Annotated in this window: 13 protein-coding genes; 3 read left to right on the forward strand and 10 right to left on the reverse strand. The window is 65.1% G+C overall.

What is annotated here, in order from left to right:
* Positions 1-191: 191 nt before the first annotated feature.
* From OIN59_RS16280 to OIN59_RS16310, 7 genes are all read right to left on the reverse strand, one after another.
* Positions 192-896, reverse strand: a complete 705-nt coding sequence (locus OIN59_RS16280) for a GntR family transcriptional regulator (RefSeq protein WP_274112117.1) — start codon at positions 894-896, stop codon at positions 192-194.
* A 38-nt stretch (positions 897-934) separates the two neighbouring features.
* Positions 935-2,215 (reverse strand): C4-dicarboxylate transporter DctA, encoded by a 1,281-nt coding sequence (locus OIN59_RS16285; protein ID WP_274112118.1) that lies wholly within the window; start codon positions 2,213-2,215, stop codon positions 935-937.
* 193 nt (positions 2,216-2,408) lie between these two features.
* On the reverse strand, positions 2,409-4,187 hold the full coding sequence (gene ggt / locus OIN59_RS16290) for a gamma-glutamyltransferase (RefSeq protein WP_274112119.1): 1,779 nt from the start codon (positions 4,185-4,187) through the stop codon (positions 2,409-2,411).
* Between the two features lie 173 nt (positions 4,188-4,360).
* Positions 4,361-5,611, reverse strand: coding sequence for a M20 family metallopeptidase (locus OIN59_RS16295; RefSeq protein ID WP_274112120.1), 1,251 nt, complete (start codon positions 5,609-5,611; stop codon positions 4,361-4,363).
* On the reverse strand, positions 5,608-7,392 hold the full coding sequence (gene uraD, locus OIN59_RS16300; protein WP_274112121.1) for a 2-oxo-4-hydroxy-4-carboxy-5-ureidoimidazoline decarboxylase: 1,785 nt from the start codon (positions 7,390-7,392) through the stop codon (positions 5,608-5,610). Before uraD ends, OIN59_RS16295 begins: the two co-directional genes overlap by 4 nt.
* 64 nt (positions 7,393-7,456) lie before the next feature.
* Positions 7,457-8,407 (reverse strand): allantoinase PuuE, encoded by a 951-nt coding sequence (puuE, locus tag OIN59_RS16305; protein WP_274112122.1) that lies wholly within the window; start codon positions 8,405-8,407, stop codon positions 7,457-7,459.
* A gap of 13 nt (positions 8,408-8,420) precedes the next feature.
* Positions 8,421-9,089, reverse strand: a complete 669-nt coding sequence (locus tag OIN59_RS16310) for a GntR family transcriptional regulator (RefSeq protein WP_274112123.1) — start codon at positions 9,087-9,089, stop codon at positions 8,421-8,423.
* Positions 9,090-9,197: 108 nt separating this feature from the next.
* Between OIN59_RS16310 and uraH the strand changes: the two genes are divergently transcribed.
* Positions 9,198-9,548, forward strand: a complete 351-nt coding sequence (uraH, locus tag OIN59_RS16315) for a hydroxyisourate hydrolase (protein WP_274112124.1) — start codon at positions 9,198-9,200, stop codon at positions 9,546-9,548.
* A gap of 155 nt (positions 9,549-9,703) precedes the next feature.
* On the opposite strand, the gene OIN59_RS16320 is transcribed toward uraH, so the two are convergent.
* Positions 9,704-10,189 carry a hypothetical protein gene (locus OIN59_RS16320; RefSeq protein WP_274112190.1) on the reverse strand — a complete coding sequence of 162 codons (486 nt, stop codon included), beginning with the start codon at positions 10,187-10,189 and terminating at the stop codon, positions 9,704-9,706.
* 224 nt (positions 10,190-10,413) lie between these two features.
* On the opposite strand from OIN59_RS16320, the gene xdhC reads away from it, so the two are divergent.
* Positions 10,414-11,238, forward strand: coding sequence for a xanthine dehydrogenase accessory protein XdhC (gene xdhC / locus OIN59_RS16325; RefSeq protein ID WP_407655107.1), 825 nt, complete (start codon positions 10,414-10,416; stop codon positions 11,236-11,238).
* A 467-nt stretch (positions 11,239-11,705) separates the two neighbouring features.
* Positions 11,706-12,950: a urate hydroxylase PuuD gene (locus tag OIN59_RS16330; protein ID WP_274112126.1), complete on the forward strand. Its 1,245-nt coding sequence runs from the start codon at positions 11,706-11,708 to the stop codon at positions 12,948-12,950.
* 101 nt (positions 12,951-13,051) lie between these two features.
* Here OIN59_RS16330 and OIN59_RS16335 read toward each other — a convergent pair whose 3' ends face one another.
* The gene (locus tag OIN59_RS16335; protein ID WP_274112127.1) at positions 13,052-13,435 is read right to left on the reverse strand and encodes a RidA family protein; all 384 of its coding nucleotides are present in this window, start codon (positions 13,433-13,435) and stop codon (positions 13,052-13,054) included.
* A 1,048-nt stretch (positions 13,436-14,483) separates the two neighbouring features.
* The gene (locus OIN59_RS16340; RefSeq protein ID WP_274112128.1) at positions 14,484-16,361 is read right to left on the reverse strand and encodes a phosphodiesterase; all 1,878 of its coding nucleotides are present in this window, start codon (positions 16,359-16,361) and stop codon (positions 14,484-14,486) included.
* Positions 16,362-16,453 lie beyond the last annotated feature (92 nt).

The following is a 16,453-nucleotide window of genomic DNA, read 5'->3' on the forward strand; positions in this document are numbered from 1 at the left end:
GGGGTGTGAATACGGAATGGACACCTGTGCCAGATGGTGCACAAGTGTCCATACAAAAATCGTATACAAAATGACCGGGCGCGCTTATCCCGGTAAACCCTTAGAAGATGGCGCAGCAAATCGACCGCCCGCCTTCAACGAAGGTCGTCGGGAGGTTTGGGGGCGGATAAGTACCGCGTGTGCGGCTTGGCCTAGCCCCGGTCTGTGGATGCCGCCTTGGTGCGTTGACCGGTCAACGGTGCGAGGGATTCACGCAGCCGGTCGCGCACCAGCGGTTGGCCGGGGTTCAGGGCGCCCTCCACATGGCCGATGTGGGCCAGCATGCGTTCGCGGGCCAGCGCGGTGTTGCCGGCCTCCAGCGCCTCCACGATGGCGGCATGTTCGGCGCAGGATTGGCTGGCCGCGTGTTGCGACTGGTACAGCGAGGCGGCCAAGGTGGTGCGCGCCGTGAGGTCGCGCAGGATGTCGCTCAGGCTGCGGTGGCCCATCGCCTCGGCCAGGCAGACGTGAAAGTCTGCGAGCAGAAAGGCGCGTGTGGCGGCATCGGCGCCTTCGATGGCCTGCTGCTCGTCGGCAATGTGCGCCCGCAGGCGGCGGGTCACGGTTTGCAGAGGGCGGCCCGCATCGGCCAGGATGCCCGATTCGATGATGCGCCGGGCCGAAAACGCATCGCGTGCATCCTCTACCGAGGGCTCCACCACGTACCAGCCCCGGCGCGAGCGCACTTCAACAAAACCTCGCGCCTGCAGCTGCATGAGGGCTTCGCGCACCAGCGTGCGGCTCACGCCGAACAGATCGGCCAGCTCCTGCTCGCCCAGGCGCTCGCCGGGCGAGAGTTTTTGTGCAAGGATGGATTCCACCACCTGCTGGGCGATCTGGGTCTGGTTGATGCTCATGGCTGGATTGTCGCGTGCTGCACAGATGCCATGCCCGCTCAGGCGCGTGGCGATGGGGGCTCGCGGCCGTCGAGCACGGCATGGGCACGTTCGCGGTCGATATCGCCCTCCCACGCCGCCACGGCCACGGTGGCGACGCAGTTGCCGACGAGGTTGCCCAGCGCGCGGGCGATGCCCATGAACCAGTCCACCGACAACACCAGTACCAGGCCGATGGCCGGGATGGCAGGGATCGCCTGCAAGGTGGCCGCCAGCACCACGATGGCCGAGCCCGGCACACCGTGTGCGCCCTTGGAGGTGACCAGCGAGATCGCCAGGATCGTCAACAGGTCGGCCATGGAGATTGGCGTGTTGGTGGCCTGGGCGATGAACACGGCTGCCAGCGTGATGTAGATCGAGAACGCGTCCAGGTTGAATGAGTAGCCCGTGGGGATCACCAGGCCCACGGTCGATTCGCGGATGCCCATGTGCTTGAGCTTGGCCATGATCTGCGGCAACACGCTGTCGGATGATGTGGTGGCAAACACCACGGCCAGCTCCTCGCGCAAGTAGCGCAGCAGCTTGAACAGGCTGAAGCCCGACAGCCGCATGATGAGGCCCAGCACCACCACGACGAAGATGGCCACGGCGGCGTAGAACAGCGCCACCAGCATGCCCAGCTGCTTGAGGGAGCCCAGGCCATACTTGCCCACGGTGAATGCAATGGCGCCGAGCACACCCAGAGGGGCGAGTTTGATGATGATGCCCATCGTCTTGAACAGCACGTGCGACAGGTCTTCGATCAGCAGCGTGACCCGTGCCCCGCGCTCACCCAGCATGGCCAGTGCACAGCCAAAAACGATGGAGAACAGCAGTACCTGCAAGACATCGCCGTTGGCGAACGCGCTCACGGCCGTGGTGGGAATGAGCTTGAGCAAGAAGTCGGTGAAGCCGCCCCCGGTGAGCTTGCTGGCGTTCTCGGCGTAGGCGCCCATGGCTTTGGGGTCCAGCGCCTTGGGGTCCACGTTCATGCCCACACCCGGCTCGAACCAGAAAGCCAGCGCCAGGCCCAACAGCAGCGCGATGGTGGTCACCAATTCAAAGTAGATCAGCGACTTGATGCCCACCCGGCCCACCCGCTGCAGGTCGCCGGTGCCTGCGATGCCATGCACCACCACGCAGAAGACGATGAGCGGGATCAGCATCTTGATGAGCTTGATGAAACCGTCGCCCAGGGGCTTGAGCGCGATGGCGGTGTCGGGCCAGACCAGGCCTACCACCACACCGGCTATCAAGGCCAGCACCACCTGGCCAAAAAGGGATTTGAAAAACCGGGGCATGCCAACTCCTTCAGTAGCTTTTTGAACGCAAATCTTGCATACAAGAACTGTAGGCAAGTCTGGTGGTGGGCGGTATGAGGGTATGCCCGCATGGTGTCGCGAAGGCTGCAATGAAAAAGGCCACGCCCTTGTGGGGCGTGGCCTGGCACATACAGACAACTAAACACAGCCCGCGCGAGGCGGGGGTTGGCAATCAGTAGCCGAGCGTCTTGCCGTCGGGGTTGCGAGGGTCGGAGTAGCCGTACAGCGCGCCGCCCCGGATCTGGATCGTCTGCGTGCGGCCCATCGACGGCTTCACCGCGATGTTGTGGCCGCGCTGCTTGAGCAGGGCGATGGTGTCGGGCGACAGTCCCTTTTCGACGCGCAGCTCGTCCGGCGTCCACTGGTGGTGCACGCGGGGTGCGGCAGCGGCCTCGGCAGGGTTCATGCCGAAGTCGATGGTGTTCACCACTGTCTGCAGCACCGTGGTGATGATGCGCGCGCCGCCGGGGCTGCCGGTGACCAGCGTGGGCTTGCCGTCTTTCAGCACCAGGGTGGGCGTCATGGACGACAGGGGGCGCTTCTTGGCGGCTACCGCGTTAGCGTCACCACCGACCAGGCCGTAGGCATTGGCCACGCCGGGCTTGGCCGAGAAGTCGTCCATCTCGTTGTTGAGCAAGATGCCCGTGCCCTTGGCGACGATGCCGCTGCCGAAGTTGGTGTTCAGCGTGTAGGTCACGGCCACGGCGTTGCCGGTCTTGTCCACCACCGAGTAGTGGGTGGTCTGGTCGCTTTCATACGGCTGTGGCTGGCCGGGCTTGATGCTCTTGCCGCTGCGTGCGGTGTTGGCGTCGATGCCCTTGGCCAGCGATGCGGCGTATCGCTTGGAGGTCAGGCCCTTGAGCGGGATCTTCACGAAGTCCGGGTCGCCCAGGTACTCGGCGCGGTCGGCATATGCCAGCTTCATGCTCTCGGCCATGTAGTGGATGGTCTGCGCGCTGTTGGGGCCCCACTGGGCCAGGGGCAGGGGTTCCAGCATGTTCAGGATCTGCACCAGGTGCGGGCCGCCCGAGGAGGGTGGGGGCATGGTCACGATCTCGTAGCCACGGTAGGTGCCGCGCGTGGGCACGCGCTCGGCCACCTTGTATTCGCGCAGGTCCTGCAGCGTCAGGGCACCGGCGTGTGGGGCCATTTCGGCGGCGATCTTCTGGGCGATCTCGCCTTCGTAGAACGCCTTGGCGCCCTGTTGGGCGATGAGGCGCATGGACTGGGCCAGGTCTTTTTGCACCAGCGGGTCACCCACCTTCAGGGGCTCGCCGTTCTTCCAGAAGATGGCCTGGGTGGCAGGCCATTGGCCCATGTTCTTCTTCTCTTGCTGCAGGATCTTGGCGAGCGTTTCGCTCACCGGGAAGCCCTTGTCGGCCAGTTCGATGGCCGGGGCGATCACACGCGACAGGGGCAGGGTGCCCCAGCTCTTGAGTGCGTGCTCCATGCCCGCCACGGTGCCGGGCACGCCTACGGCGTAGTGGGTGTACAGCGACTTGCCGTCCACCACGTTGCCCTTGGCATCCAGGTACATGTCGCGCGTGGCCTTGATAGGTGCGACTTCGCGGAAGTCGAGGGCCACACTCTTGCCGGTCTTGGCGTCGTGCACCACCATGAAGCCGCCACCACCCAGGTTGCCCGCATTGGGCAGGGCCACGGCCAGCGCAAAGCCGATGCCCACGGCCGCATCCACTGCGTTGCCACCGGCCTTGAGGATGTCCAGGCCGATCTTCGAGGCAAGCTCCTGCTCGGTCGCGACCATGCCATTGCGCGCCACCACGGGGTGGAACACGTCCATGTCAAAGTCGTACGCGGCGCTCGCGGCCTGGGCCGAGGCGGTCTGCTGTACGGCAGGTGCGGTGGCCGCGGGCGGCGTGCTGCCGCAGGCGGTGAGGCTGGCCAGGGCCAGCGCGACGCTGCCAGCCAGCAGCGTTTGGCGGATGTTCATGAGGTATCTCCTGGGTTGTTTGTTGGTCTTTGAAAATGACGACGGGCGCACCCACCGGATGGATGCGCCCGCGTCAGTGTAGGCCGGTCACTGGGCTGCAGGAGGCAACCCGGTCATGACATTGAAACGCTGTAGTGATGCGCTTCTGGCATTACCGTTTCTTATGCAGCGGCTCAGGCCAGCAGGTCGCTCAGCGTGCGGGCAATCACCTTGGTGGCGCGGCGCAGGTCTTCCAGCTGCAGACGTTCGTCGGCCCGCTTGGCATGCGATTCGAGCACCGTGCGGGGGCCTGCACCGTAAATCACGCCGGGAATGCCGCGCTCTACGTACAGGCGCACATCGGTGTACAGCGGCGTGCCCACGGCGGGCACAGGCTCGCCAAGCACCGTCTGCGCGTGTTTCTGAATGGCCTGCACCAGCGGCGCATTGCCCGCCAGCGGGGTCATGGCGTTGGCCAGCAGCAAGCGCTTGATGTCCACGCTGATGCCCGCGCGCTCGCCCGCAGCCTGCTCGATGATGCGGCGGATGTTGGCTTCGACCTCCACCGGGTTCTCTTCGGGGATCATGCGGCGGTCGAGCTTGAACATCACCTTGCCGGGCACCACGTTGGTGTTGGTGCCACCCTCGATGCGGCCTACGTTCAGGTAGGGGTGTTTGATGCCTTCGACCTTGGACGTGACCTTCTTGTACGCATCGTTCTGCGCATACAGCGCGTTCAGGATGTGCACGGCGCCCTGCAGGGCATCCACTCCGGTGTGGGGCACGGCGGCATGGGCCATCTTGCCGTGCACCGTCACTTCCATCTGCAGGCAGCCGTTGTGGGCGGTGACCACTTCGTAGCTGAAGCCTGCGGCAATCATCAGGTCGGGCTTCGTCAACCCCTTTTGCAGCAGCCAGCCGGGACCGAGTTCGCCGCCAAACTCTTCGTCGTAGGTGAAGTGCAGCTCTACCGCGCCCTGGGTGGGTCTGGCCACGGCTTCCAAGGCCCGCACGGCAAAGGTGAAGCTTGCAAAGTCGCTCTTGCTCACGGCGGTGGCGCGGCCGTACATGGCGCCATCGACGATCTCGGCACCGTAGGGGTCGTGCGTCCAGCCTTCGCCCGGAGGCACCACGTCACCATGGGCGTTCAGCGCAATGGTCTTACCGCCGCTGCCCTGCGCACCGTACTGGCGACGCACGATGAGGTTGGTGATCGACTCCATGCCGTAGGCCAACACATCGGCGGCGGGCACGGCATGTTTTTCTGCCGTGTAGCCAAACTCGGTGAGCAGCTCTGCCGTGCGCTCGGCGTGGGGGGCGTTGTTGCCGGGTGGGGTGTCGGTGGGCACACGCACCAGGGCCTGCAAGAAGCGCACTTCTTCGTCAAAGTGCTGGTCGATCCAGGCGTCCAGGGCGGCGTAAGAGGCCGGTGTGGGAGTGGTCATGGGTGGGTTTCCTCGGCAAGCTGGTGCAGCACCTGGGTGAAGGCGTCCACGGCCAGCTGCATGTCGTTGTTGGTGGTGGATTCGAGTGGGTTGTGGCTGATGCCGGAGTTTTCTCCGCGCACAAACAGCATGGCCTGCGGCATGATTTCGTGCAGCTTCATCGCATCGTGGCCCGCGCCGCTGGGCATGCGGAACACGGGCACGCCCAGGTGGTCCACCGCACGCTCCCAATGGTGCTGCAGGGCCGGGGCGCTGGGGGCGGCGGCGGCGCGCATGGATTGCTCCAGCGTATTGCGCAGGCCGCGCCGGGCAGCAATCTGCCCCAGCTGGTCCAGCACATCTCGCACCAGCGCGTCACGTTGCGGATCGGTGGGCGCACGCAGGTCCAGGCTGAACTGGCAGCGGCCCGGCACCACATTGATGGAGCCGCCGGGCACGTTGAGCAGGCCGATCGTGCCCACCGAGTCTCCGTCCTGGGCGGCGCGCTGCTCGATGTACAACGCCAACTCCGCCACGGCCACAGCCGCATCGCGGCGGCGATCCATAGGGGTGGTGCCTGCGTGGCTGGCGGTGCCGATCATCTCGCCCACAAAGCGCACACCACCGTTGATGGAGGTGACCACGCCCAGGGGCAGGTCCAGCTCGTTGAGCACCGGGCCCTGTTCGATGTGGACTTCAATGAAGCCCAGGTACTGTGCCGGGTCGCGCTGTAGCTTGGTGATGTCGTCAATGCACAGGCCCGCATGCTGCATGGCCGCGCGCATGGTCACGCCATCGGCATCCTTCTGGTCGAGCCATGCGGGGTTGAAGTGCCCGATGAGCGCGCCCGAACCCAGGAAGGTGGCTTTGTAGCGCTGGCCTTCCTCTTCGGCAAAAGCGATGACCTCGATGCCAAACGGCAGGCGGCGACCCGCGCGGTGCAGCTCGCGCACGCAGGCCATGGGCACAAAGATGCCCAGGCGCCCGTCGTACTTGCCGCCATTGCGCACGGTGTCGTAGTGGCTGCCCGTCATGAGGTACTTGCCCTGTGCTGCGTCAGGGGCCGGGTGGTAGCGCCCCACCACGTTGCCCACAGCGTCCACCTCGACCTCGTCAAAACCGCAGTCGCGCATCCAGTGGCTGATGCGTTGGGCGCAGGCGCGGTGCGCGTCGGTCAGGTAGGTGACGGTGAGTTGGCCCTTTTCGGCAAAGCCAGGGTCGGAGTGTTCGGCCAGCTTTTCATGCCAGTCCCACACGTCGTTGCCCAGCACGGGCTCGGCGGCGAACTTGTCGGCGAGGCGGATCTCGGCAATGCGGTGGATGTTGCGCAAGGCCTCGGCCACCTCAAATTCCGGGTGGTTGTCGAGCCGCCGCGCAAAGGTGTCGATGATCTGCTGCTTGTTCAACCCCGCGCCGCGCGGTCCGCGCACGGCCAGGATGAAGGGGAAACCAAAACGTGCGTTGTAGTCCGCATTGAGCTGCTGGATGCGCGCGAACTCTTCAGGCGTGCACTGCGTCAGGCCCGCCTTGGATTGTTCGTTGGTCGATTCGGCCGTGAGGTTTTGCGCCACCATGGCCTTGCCCGCCAACTCGGGGTGGGCGCGGATCAGGCCCAGCTTGGCGTCTGGCCCGGCGGTACGCACCACCTGCGCCAGCGCGTGCTTCAGGTGCGCCAGCGTCCGGAAGGGCCGCTGCGCCAGGGCCTGCTCGGCAATCCAGGGCGAGTGTTCGTACAGCCCGTCCAGCAGCGCCAGGGCCTCGGCGGGGCTGGCGGCGTTGAATTGTTCCAGGGTCAGTGGCATGGTAGGTGCTTCAAAAAAGTGAGCTGCTCGCGCTTATTGAATAAGCGCTGGAGGCCAATTTGACTCATAAAGCTGGCGCAGGGTGGTGCTGCGCCCAATGGCGGGCAATGTCGATGCGCCGCGCGACCCACACCTGGTCGTGCTGTGCGATGTGGTCCAGAAAGCGCTGCAGCGCCGTGATGCGCCCGGGGCGGCCCAGCAGGCGGCAGTGCATGCCAATGCTCATCATCTTGGGCGCGTTGTCGCCGTTGGGGTCGCCCTCGGCGTACAGCGCATCGAACGTGTCCTTCATGTACTGAAAGAACGGGTCGGCGTGTGAGTAGCCCTGAGGCAGCGCAAAGCGCATGTCGTTGCAGTCCAGCGTGTAGGGCACGATGAGCTGGGGCGCTGCGCTGCCATCGGTCTTTTGTACCTTCATCCAGAAGGGCAGGTCGTCGCCGTAATAGTCGCTGTCGTATTCAAAACCGCCATAGTCGGCCACTAGGCGGCGGGTGTTGGGGCTGTCGCGGCCGGTGTACCAGCCGGTGGCGCGCTGGCCGGTCATGCGTTCGATGATGGCCATGGCCTCGGCCATGTGGGCGCGCTCGACTTCTTCGGGGATGTGCTGGTAGTGGATCCACTTGAGGCCGTGGCAGGCGATCTCGTGGCCCAGTTCCACAAAGGCCGCAGTCAGCTCCGGGTGGCGTTGCAGTGCGGTCGATACACCGAACACGGTAAGGGGCAGATTGCGCTTTTCAAACTCGCGCAGGATGCGCCACACGCCGGCCCGCGAGCCGTATTCGTAGATCCCCTCCATGCTCATGTGCCGCTCGGGGTAGCTGGCCGGGTTGAACATTTCAGACAGAAACTGCTCGCTGCCCGCGTCGCCATGCAGCACCGCGTTCTCGCCGCCTTCTTCGTAGTTGAGTACGAACTGCACGGCAATGCGCGCGCCGCCCGGCCACTGTGCATGCGGTGGGTTCTTTCCGTAGCCGATGAGGTCGCGGGGGTAGGCCTGGGTTGCGTCGTAGATCATGGTTTAGTGGGTTTCAAGAGGCCAGGGCGGCAGCCAGGTCGCTGGCAGGGCGCTTGCGGTCAAAGGTCAGGCTGGCTTCGACATGTTCGAGGTGGCTTTGCATCAGGGCGACAGCGCGCTCTTCGTCGCGCGCGGCCAGGGCCGCCACGATGTCGGCATGCTCCTCGTGCGAGTGTTCTGCTGCGCTGGCCGACTGGTACATCAGCGTGATGAGAGCGCAGCGCGAGATCAGGTCGCCCAGCATCTGCGCTAGCACCTCGTTGCCCATCAGTTCGGCCATGCGCACATGAAAGTCGCCCAGCAGCTCGGTGCGGGTGCTGGCGTCCTGCGTGCCCATGGCGGCCTTTTCGCTGGCGACATGGGCGCGAAGGGCCTTGAGCTTGGCAGGGGTCACGCTGCGCACAAAGGCGCGGGTCATCTCGGTCTCCAGCATGCGGCGCACGGCAAACACCTGCCGCGCCTCCTCGACCGAGGGCGTCGCCACAAACGCGCCACGCGCGGGCTCCAGCGTGACCAGGCGGTTCTGTGCGAGCTGGAACAGCGCCTGGCGCACCAGCGTGCGCGACACGCCAAAGTGGTCGGCCAGCTTTTGCTCGGCCAGCTTGGTGCCGGGTTGCAGGCGGTGCTCTACGATGGCGCGAGTCAGCGCGTCGACGATGGCGCTGGTGGAGGAAGATTCCATGGCTGCATGATACGGTGGATGGTGAAAAGTGTATACACTTTTGGTCTACACACTGCGATCTGGCAATCGTCGTCGATTGGACAGACTCTTACTTCAGGAGATTCCCCCATGGGATTGAGCACCCACGTTCTGGACACCATGAACGGCTGCCCTGCCGCCGGTATGGAGGTGGCGCTGTACTCCACCGATGGCGACAACGCCACCCTCATCAAGCGCCTGGTGCTGAACCACGACGGCCGCACCGACGCCCCGCTGTTCGACAACGCCAGCCTGCGCACCGGCACCTACCGGCTGCGCTTTGATGTGGCAGGCTACTTCAGGGCCCGTGGCGTGCAACTGCCCGAGCCGAATTTTCTGAACCAGGTGAGCCTGGACTTCGGCATTGCGCACGCCGATCAGCACTACCACGTGCCGCTACTGGTCAGCCCCTGGAGCTATTCGACTTACCGGGGATCGTGATGTGAAGCCCCCTGAGTCGCTTCGCGCCTTCCCCCTCAGGGGGACGCCGCCAGCGCGGCGGGGCGGCCCTTGCGCGGCGGCACTGGCCTGTGCAGCGCCAGTTGCTTAGGTTGGCTCGTCCCCGCACATTCAGCGCGGGTGCAAAACGCCAGCGTCTAAAGCTGCCCTTCGGTGAGCGTATCGAGCTGAAAGTGCCCGCCCTTGTCCCACAGCCAGGTCTCGGTGTAGGTGACCTTGCCCATGCGGGCCGGGACGGGGAAGGGCGCAGCGGCGCGCACGGTGCGCTCAATCTCGGTGACCACCTCGGGGGCATGGCGCGGGGCGCGCATCCAGTGCAGGCGAGTGATCTTGCCGGAGCGGTCGATGTCGAGCTGCAGCACGCCGATGGCATACAGCTGCGGCGGCAGTTTGCCCTTGAAGATGCGCTCGCGGTTCAGACCATACAGGTGCGTGGCGGCATCCTGGCGGTAGGCCAGCGGTGTGGCGGCGGCCGAGGGGCGCGCAGACCCGGCGGCGGCTGGCACAGGGCCTTTGATGCCACTGGCATCGGGGCCGATGGAGGGGACGCTGTCGGGTGCGGGAGGCGACGCGGGCTCTGGCGGGGACTTGCAGGCCGAGACCAGCGCCGCGCCCACGGCCATGATGCCTGCCAGCAACCAGTGGCTGCGCTTTCCGGTGGAGCGGGGAGAGGGCGTGTCGGGCATGGTGTGAGAGGTTCCTGAAACTGCGGGCACGATAACCCAGCGGCGAAGGGGGTGCGTTACAAAATGACGACGGACGCAAATCGGGGGGCAACAGCGGCCTCGCCTGAAGGGTGAGCCGCTTGCCTGGCCCCTGTTTTGCGCCAGTCATGAAAAGGATGTCAGTGACGAATTTGCAAATGCTGCTGGACGGTCTGAAGGCCGCGCCAGCCTGTCTGGTGACCGTGGAGTCTACCCAAGGGTCTGTGCCCCGGGAGCCCGGCGCCTGGATGGCCGTGTTCGCCGACCGGCTGGTGGGCACCATCGGTGGCGGGCATCTGGAGCTGCAGGCCATTGCCGAGGCGCGCCGCCGCCTGGCGGGTGGGCCGGTAGCGTCCCCCGGCCCCATGCGGTTTGCGCTAGGCCCGGCGCTGGGCCAATGCTGTGGCGGTGTGGTGCACCTGGGGTTTGAATGCCTCACGGCCCACGACGCCCCGGCATTGGCCCGGCGCCTCACGCCCCGCCTGCACCCGGTGGCCCTGTTTGGCGGCGGGCATGTGGGCCACGCGCTGGCCCGCGTGCTGGCGCCCCTGCCCTTTGCGCTGACCTGGATCGACAGCCGGAACGGCATCTTCCCGCCCGACCCGCCCGAGGGCGTGGTCTGCGAACACTCGGAGCCGGTACAGCTCGCCGTGCCCCGTCTGGCACCCGGCAGCCGTGTGCTGATCATGAGCTTCAGCCATGCCGAGGACCTGGACGTGGTGGCCGCCTGCCTGCGCCGCCAGCGCGAGCAGGGCGATCTGCCCTTCATCGGGCTCATCGGCAGCAAGACCAAATGGGCCACCTTCAGCAACCGCCTGCATGGGCGCGGGTTTGTGCCCGAGGAGCTGGCGCAGGTGACCTGCCCCATCGGCATCCCCGGCATTGGGGGCAAGGAGCCCGAGGTGATTGCCGTGGCGGTGGCGGCGCAGTTGCTGCAAACGCTGCAGGCATTGCCAACCGCCGAATGAGGGTAATTCCGGCCCCGGATGCCCCAGGTTGGGGCTGGAATCGGGAACAATTCCTGCATACACTTTGACGTACCGGTCGCAGCGGTGCCCCGGCCAGAAACCCACTGGCCAAGGTGCGCGACCTTAATGTCTGCTCAGAGCGCCCGCAGTGGTGAGCAGGTTGCAAGAACGTGTTTGTGATCTCCCAGGGGTCGCGCAGCGGTCTTTGCGGGATGGGATGCAAGGCGCGGTGCGCAGCCAATAGCTCGGCTATTGGCAAGTGCCGCAACGCCGCAGACCGCCCGCAAAGACCACTGCCCGAAGGGTTGGAGCGAAATCGGGCGATTGAACGCCTCGGCTGCTTGCATGGGCATGAGCCCATGCGACGCATCCGAGGCATCCACTCATCCCGATTGCGCGCCAACGCGATCCCCTGCAAGATCGCAAACACGTTCAATGTGGCGCGCACGCGCCATCAAGGTTGAGATATGGAAAGCTACTTTCTCGACTGGGCCAACCTGCTTTTGCGCTGGGTCCATGTCATTACGGCCATTGCCTGGATCGGCTCGTCGTTCTACTTCGTTTTTCTGGACAGCAGCCTCACGCCGCCCGAGGACGAAGACCTGAAAAAGCAGGGCGTGAGCGGCGAACTCTGGGCCGTGCACGGCGGCGGGTTTTACCACCCGGTCAAGTTCGCGGTGTCGCCGCCACAGTTGCCCAAGCACCTGCACTGGTTCTTTTGGGAGAGCTACAGCACCTGGATCAGCGGGTTTGCGCTGTTCACCGTGTCGTACCTCTACAGTGCCAGCACTTACCTCATCGACAAGTCGAAGATGGACTGGGCGCCTGCCACCGCCGTCGTGGTGGCGCTGGGCTTCTTCGTGGTGTTCTGGCTGCTGTACGACGCCATCTGCCGCATCTTCGGCCAGCGCAAGAACGGCGATGCCATCGTGGGCGCGCTGGTGCTGGTGCTGGTGTGCGTGGCCTCGTGGCTGGCCTGCCACTGGTTTGCGGGCCGCGCGGCCTTCCTGCTGGTGGGGGCGATGATCGCCACATCCATGAGCGCCAATGTTTTCTTCTGGATCATCCCCGGCCAGCGCACCGTCATCGGCCAGATCAAGGCCGGCCAACCGGTGGACCCGATCCACGGCAAACGGGGCAAGCAGCGCAGCGTGCACAACACCTACTTCACGCTGCCCGTGCTGTTTGCCATGCTGAGCAACCACTACAGCTTCACCTGGAGCCACCCGCAAAACTGGCTGGTGCTGATCCTCATGATGTTTGCGGGCGCCGCCATCCGCCAGTTCTTCGTGATGCGCCACGGCTACAAGCTGGGCCGCAATGGCAACCCACTGCCCTATGCCCTAGTGGGCGTGGCCGTGATCGCGGGCGCCATCGTGTGGATGCGCCCCGCGCAGGTGGTCACCCCCGTAGCGAATGCTCCTGTTTCAGGAGCTGCCAGCGCAGATAAAACGGGCGCTAGCGGCCAAAATGACTTCAAGGCCGTGCAGGCGGTGCTGGAGCAGCGCTGCTACATGTGCCACGGCGAGCAGGTGCAGATGAAGAACCTGCGGCTTGACTCCCCCGACAGCGTGAAGCAACACGCCCAGGCCATCTACCAGCAGGCCGTGGTGCAAAAGCTCATGCCCATGAACAACGCCACGGGCATTACCGATGCCGAGCGTGCGCTCATCGGCCGGTGGTTTGAGGCGGGGGCCTCTACGGGGCCTTGAGGTTTGCGGAGTGGGGTGGCGGGAAATGAAGGCTGGCAGAGCCAGCCGCAGGGCCCCGCGTGCAACGACGGGTCAGGCATCACCCTGCGCTCAAACGTGGCCTAGCCTTTGACGACGGTGGCGTCGATCTCCACCACCTGCCCCGGATATCCCAGGCGGGCGACCCCCAAGAGCGTCGCCGGAGGCACTTGCCCGCCAAAGTGCTCGGTCACTGCACTCCAGGCCGTTGAGAGATCGGCCTGTTCGCCGACAACGTAGACAACCAAGCGGCGAATATCCAGCGCGGCAAACCCGTGAACAGCCAGGACTTTGCTCAGATTCGCCAGGCACTGCAATGCCTGCGCGTACGGCTCTCCGGGCGCCACGATCGAGCCATCGGCGGCTTGCGGCACTTGGCCTGCAAGGAAGAGCTGACTGCCAACCTGCTGCGCGTATTGATAGTGCGGTGTGACCGGCAGGCCTGCGGCGGTTTCGGCTTCGTTCATGGGTGGTGCAGAGCGAGATATGGCGCGAGTTCTCTCTGTGGCGCCTGACGTTTGGCATGAGGAGTGACCGAAAGGCGCAGCCTCTTGGCCGTCCCCTTGACAGGGGGGGCATCGTTGCAGGTGCTCAGTGATCAGCAGCCTGGTGCTCGAGTTGATACCACTGCTCACCCTCTGGCGCCCGGTTGGACACCAGCCCCACAGAGAACTTTGCAGCTGACCGCAGTATTGGCTGGGGTCGCGGACTGGTCCGCGAGCTGAAGTCGCCATTCCACCTCCGGTGATGCTCTACGTGCACGACTTTGGAGTTTGCTCGGAAGACCAGAACGAATTCGCCCTCATTCACTTCGGCAGGGAGTGTGGTACGGCACTTGAACCAGCCAATTTCTAGCACCCGGCAGTTGCTCTCGCGGGTTGAGTACGGGCCAAAGGCGAACAGTTCATTCCAGTCCAGTGGGAGTACGTTTGCCAGATCTACCTCGCGGACCTTCTCGGATCGAACCAACTTTCCGAGGGCTGTGCTGAACTCACCTGCTGGCTCGGCAGTAGTACAGGCGACGAGTATTGGGAGGACGCTCGCAAGCGCCATGGCTCTTGCGAAATTCAGGAGTGGGTGCATTGAGGTCTGACGTGATGTATCCCGCGAATCTTGCGAATTAAGCTGGACTGCGCGGGATATTGTGGACACGGATTCCTCTTGAAATTGGCTTGCAGTCTGGGATTGGTTTCGATGTGCTGTGAAGGTATCTGGGTATAAAAATTCCTCGAAACCCGGCACGCCTCAGCCGAACAAACTATAGCTTGCGAAGTTGAAAGGCTGGGTGGCATCGACTCCAGTTCGAGGTGTGCACGGCGTCAATGACCGGATCGGGGAGAGGCGCTCACAGGCGCGCCTGGCGCCAAAGCCAACTGGCCTGCCGCGTGAATCGTCTAGTCCCTACGGCCGACTGAAGCCACGCTGCGGGGCGCGGGCCTCTGCGTCATGTGCAGGCTCATTACGGTTTGGTCGCTTCACAAGCCCATCAACCCCCCCCGCCGCTCCCTCCAACCCCTACGCCGCCAGCACGTCCTGCAACGCCCGCGTGGCGGCCAAGGCACCCAGGCTCGACTCGGTAAAGCCGCCGTGCAGCACTACCCCCGTGGCTGCCTGCTTTGCCTCGTGTTTGGCCACCGCCGCCAGGTTAGCCACTTCTTCGGCATGCCGAAAACGGCCGGGTGTGATGCGCACCGCGCCAATGGCCAGCGTGGTGCACGGAAAGAACCGCTGTACGCCATGCCGGTCCTCGGCGTGGATGCCGCCCGCCAGCCGGGCGCTGTCGTCAAACAGCGTGACGGCCTCGCGCGCAAACTCGTCCACGATGTTCTTGCAGCGCTGCAGCCAGTTGCTGCTCTGGAAGATCAGCATGAAATCATCGCCGCCCACATGGCCCACAAAGTCGCGCCGTGCATCGCAATGTGCGGTGGCCAGGCGCGCCACCAAGCGGATCATCTGGTCGCCGCGCCAGTAGCCGTAGTGGTCGTTGAAGGGCTTGAAGTTGTTCAGGTCCGCATAGCAGGCCACGAACTCGGCTCCGCTTTCCAGCAAGCGCTGGATGTGCAGGCTGATGGGAATGTTGCCAGGCAAAAAGGTCAGCGGGTTGGCGTGGCGCGCTGCCTCGATGCGGGTCTCGGTCACGGCGCGCACCAGCTGGTCGCCCGTGCCCAGGCCCAGGTAGCGGCCGTTGTCGGTGACGATGTAGCCGTCGCTCAGGTAGCGCTGGTCCTGCGAGGTGAGGATGCCCACAAGCTGGTCCACATCGCAGTCCAGCTCGACCACACGCGGCGCCAGATTGGCAAACGCCAGGCAGGACTTGCGGCCATGCACCTCGCGAAAGTACGGCGTGGCGTAGTGGTTCATGAACTGCTGGCGGTTGATGAGGGCCACCGGGCGCGACCCTTCCACCACCGCCAGCGCGTGCAGGTCCGTGTGCTGGCGGAACAAGGCCGCCACGGCATCGTTGCTGGTGGCAGGCGATGCGGTGGGTGCCTGCACCACCAGCAGGCTGCGCAGGATGCCCGGACGCGCGGTCTGCCCCAGGTGCGGCAGCACGGCCACGCGGCGGTCGTGCATCACCTCCAGTGCCGCGTCGTCCACCGCCTCGCGCGGGGCCATGGCCGGGCGGCCCAGCAGCCAGCCCTGGCCCAGGGGGATGTCCAGGTCGCGCAGCGCGCGCAGGTCGTCGCGGGTTTCGATGCCTTCGGCGATGAGCTGGGTGCCAAACACGTCGGCAATGCCTTTGATGGCCTGCAGCATCTGCAGGTTCTCGGGGTGGTCGCTGATGTCGCGGATGAAGTATTTGTCGATCTTCACGAAGTCGGGCTTCACCTCGGACCACAGCCTGAGGCTGGAGCGGCCATCGCCAAAGTCGTCCAGCGCCAGCCGCGCGCCGCAGGCATGCACGGCCTTGATGGCCTGGCGCAGCTGGGGCATGTCGGTCACGCGTTCGTGCTCGGTGATCTCCAGCACCAGCATGCGGGCGCTCAGGCCCAGGCTGCGCACGGTGTTGCCCAGTTCTGTGGCGCCGATCAGCTGGACGCCATGCACCAGGGCGTCGGCGCTGATGTTCACAAACAGCCGGCCGGGGGCGTCGTGGCGTCCCCATTGCTCCAGCGCGGTGAAAACGCACAGCAGCTCAAAGTCCTGCAGGATGCCCTCGCGCTGTGCCAGGTCGAGCAGGTTGTCGGGGGTGTGCAAAGGGGTGTTCTGGGGGCCCCGGATCAGCGCTTCGTGCGCGTACACCTGGCCCTCGCGCAGGTCGGCCAGGGGCTGGAACACGCAGTACAGCCCGCCCTCACGCATCAGCCGCGCCAGGGGGCCGGTGCCATGGCGGGCGGCGGGTGACAGCAGCGCCATCATTGCCTCCAGTCGGCTCCATGGGGTGTTGTGCATGGCTGTTGTGGGTCCCTGAGCAAGGTGCTGACGATACCTGTGGCGTGTGACAGACTGGTTACAGCAACGTGACTGGTACTGCCGCTGCACAA

The sequence above is a fragment of the Acidovorax benzenivorans genome (genome assembly GCF_028680575.1).
GTDB classification, from domain to species: Bacteria; Pseudomonadota; Gammaproteobacteria; order Burkholderiales; family Burkholderiaceae_C; genus Acidovorax; species Acidovorax benzenivorans.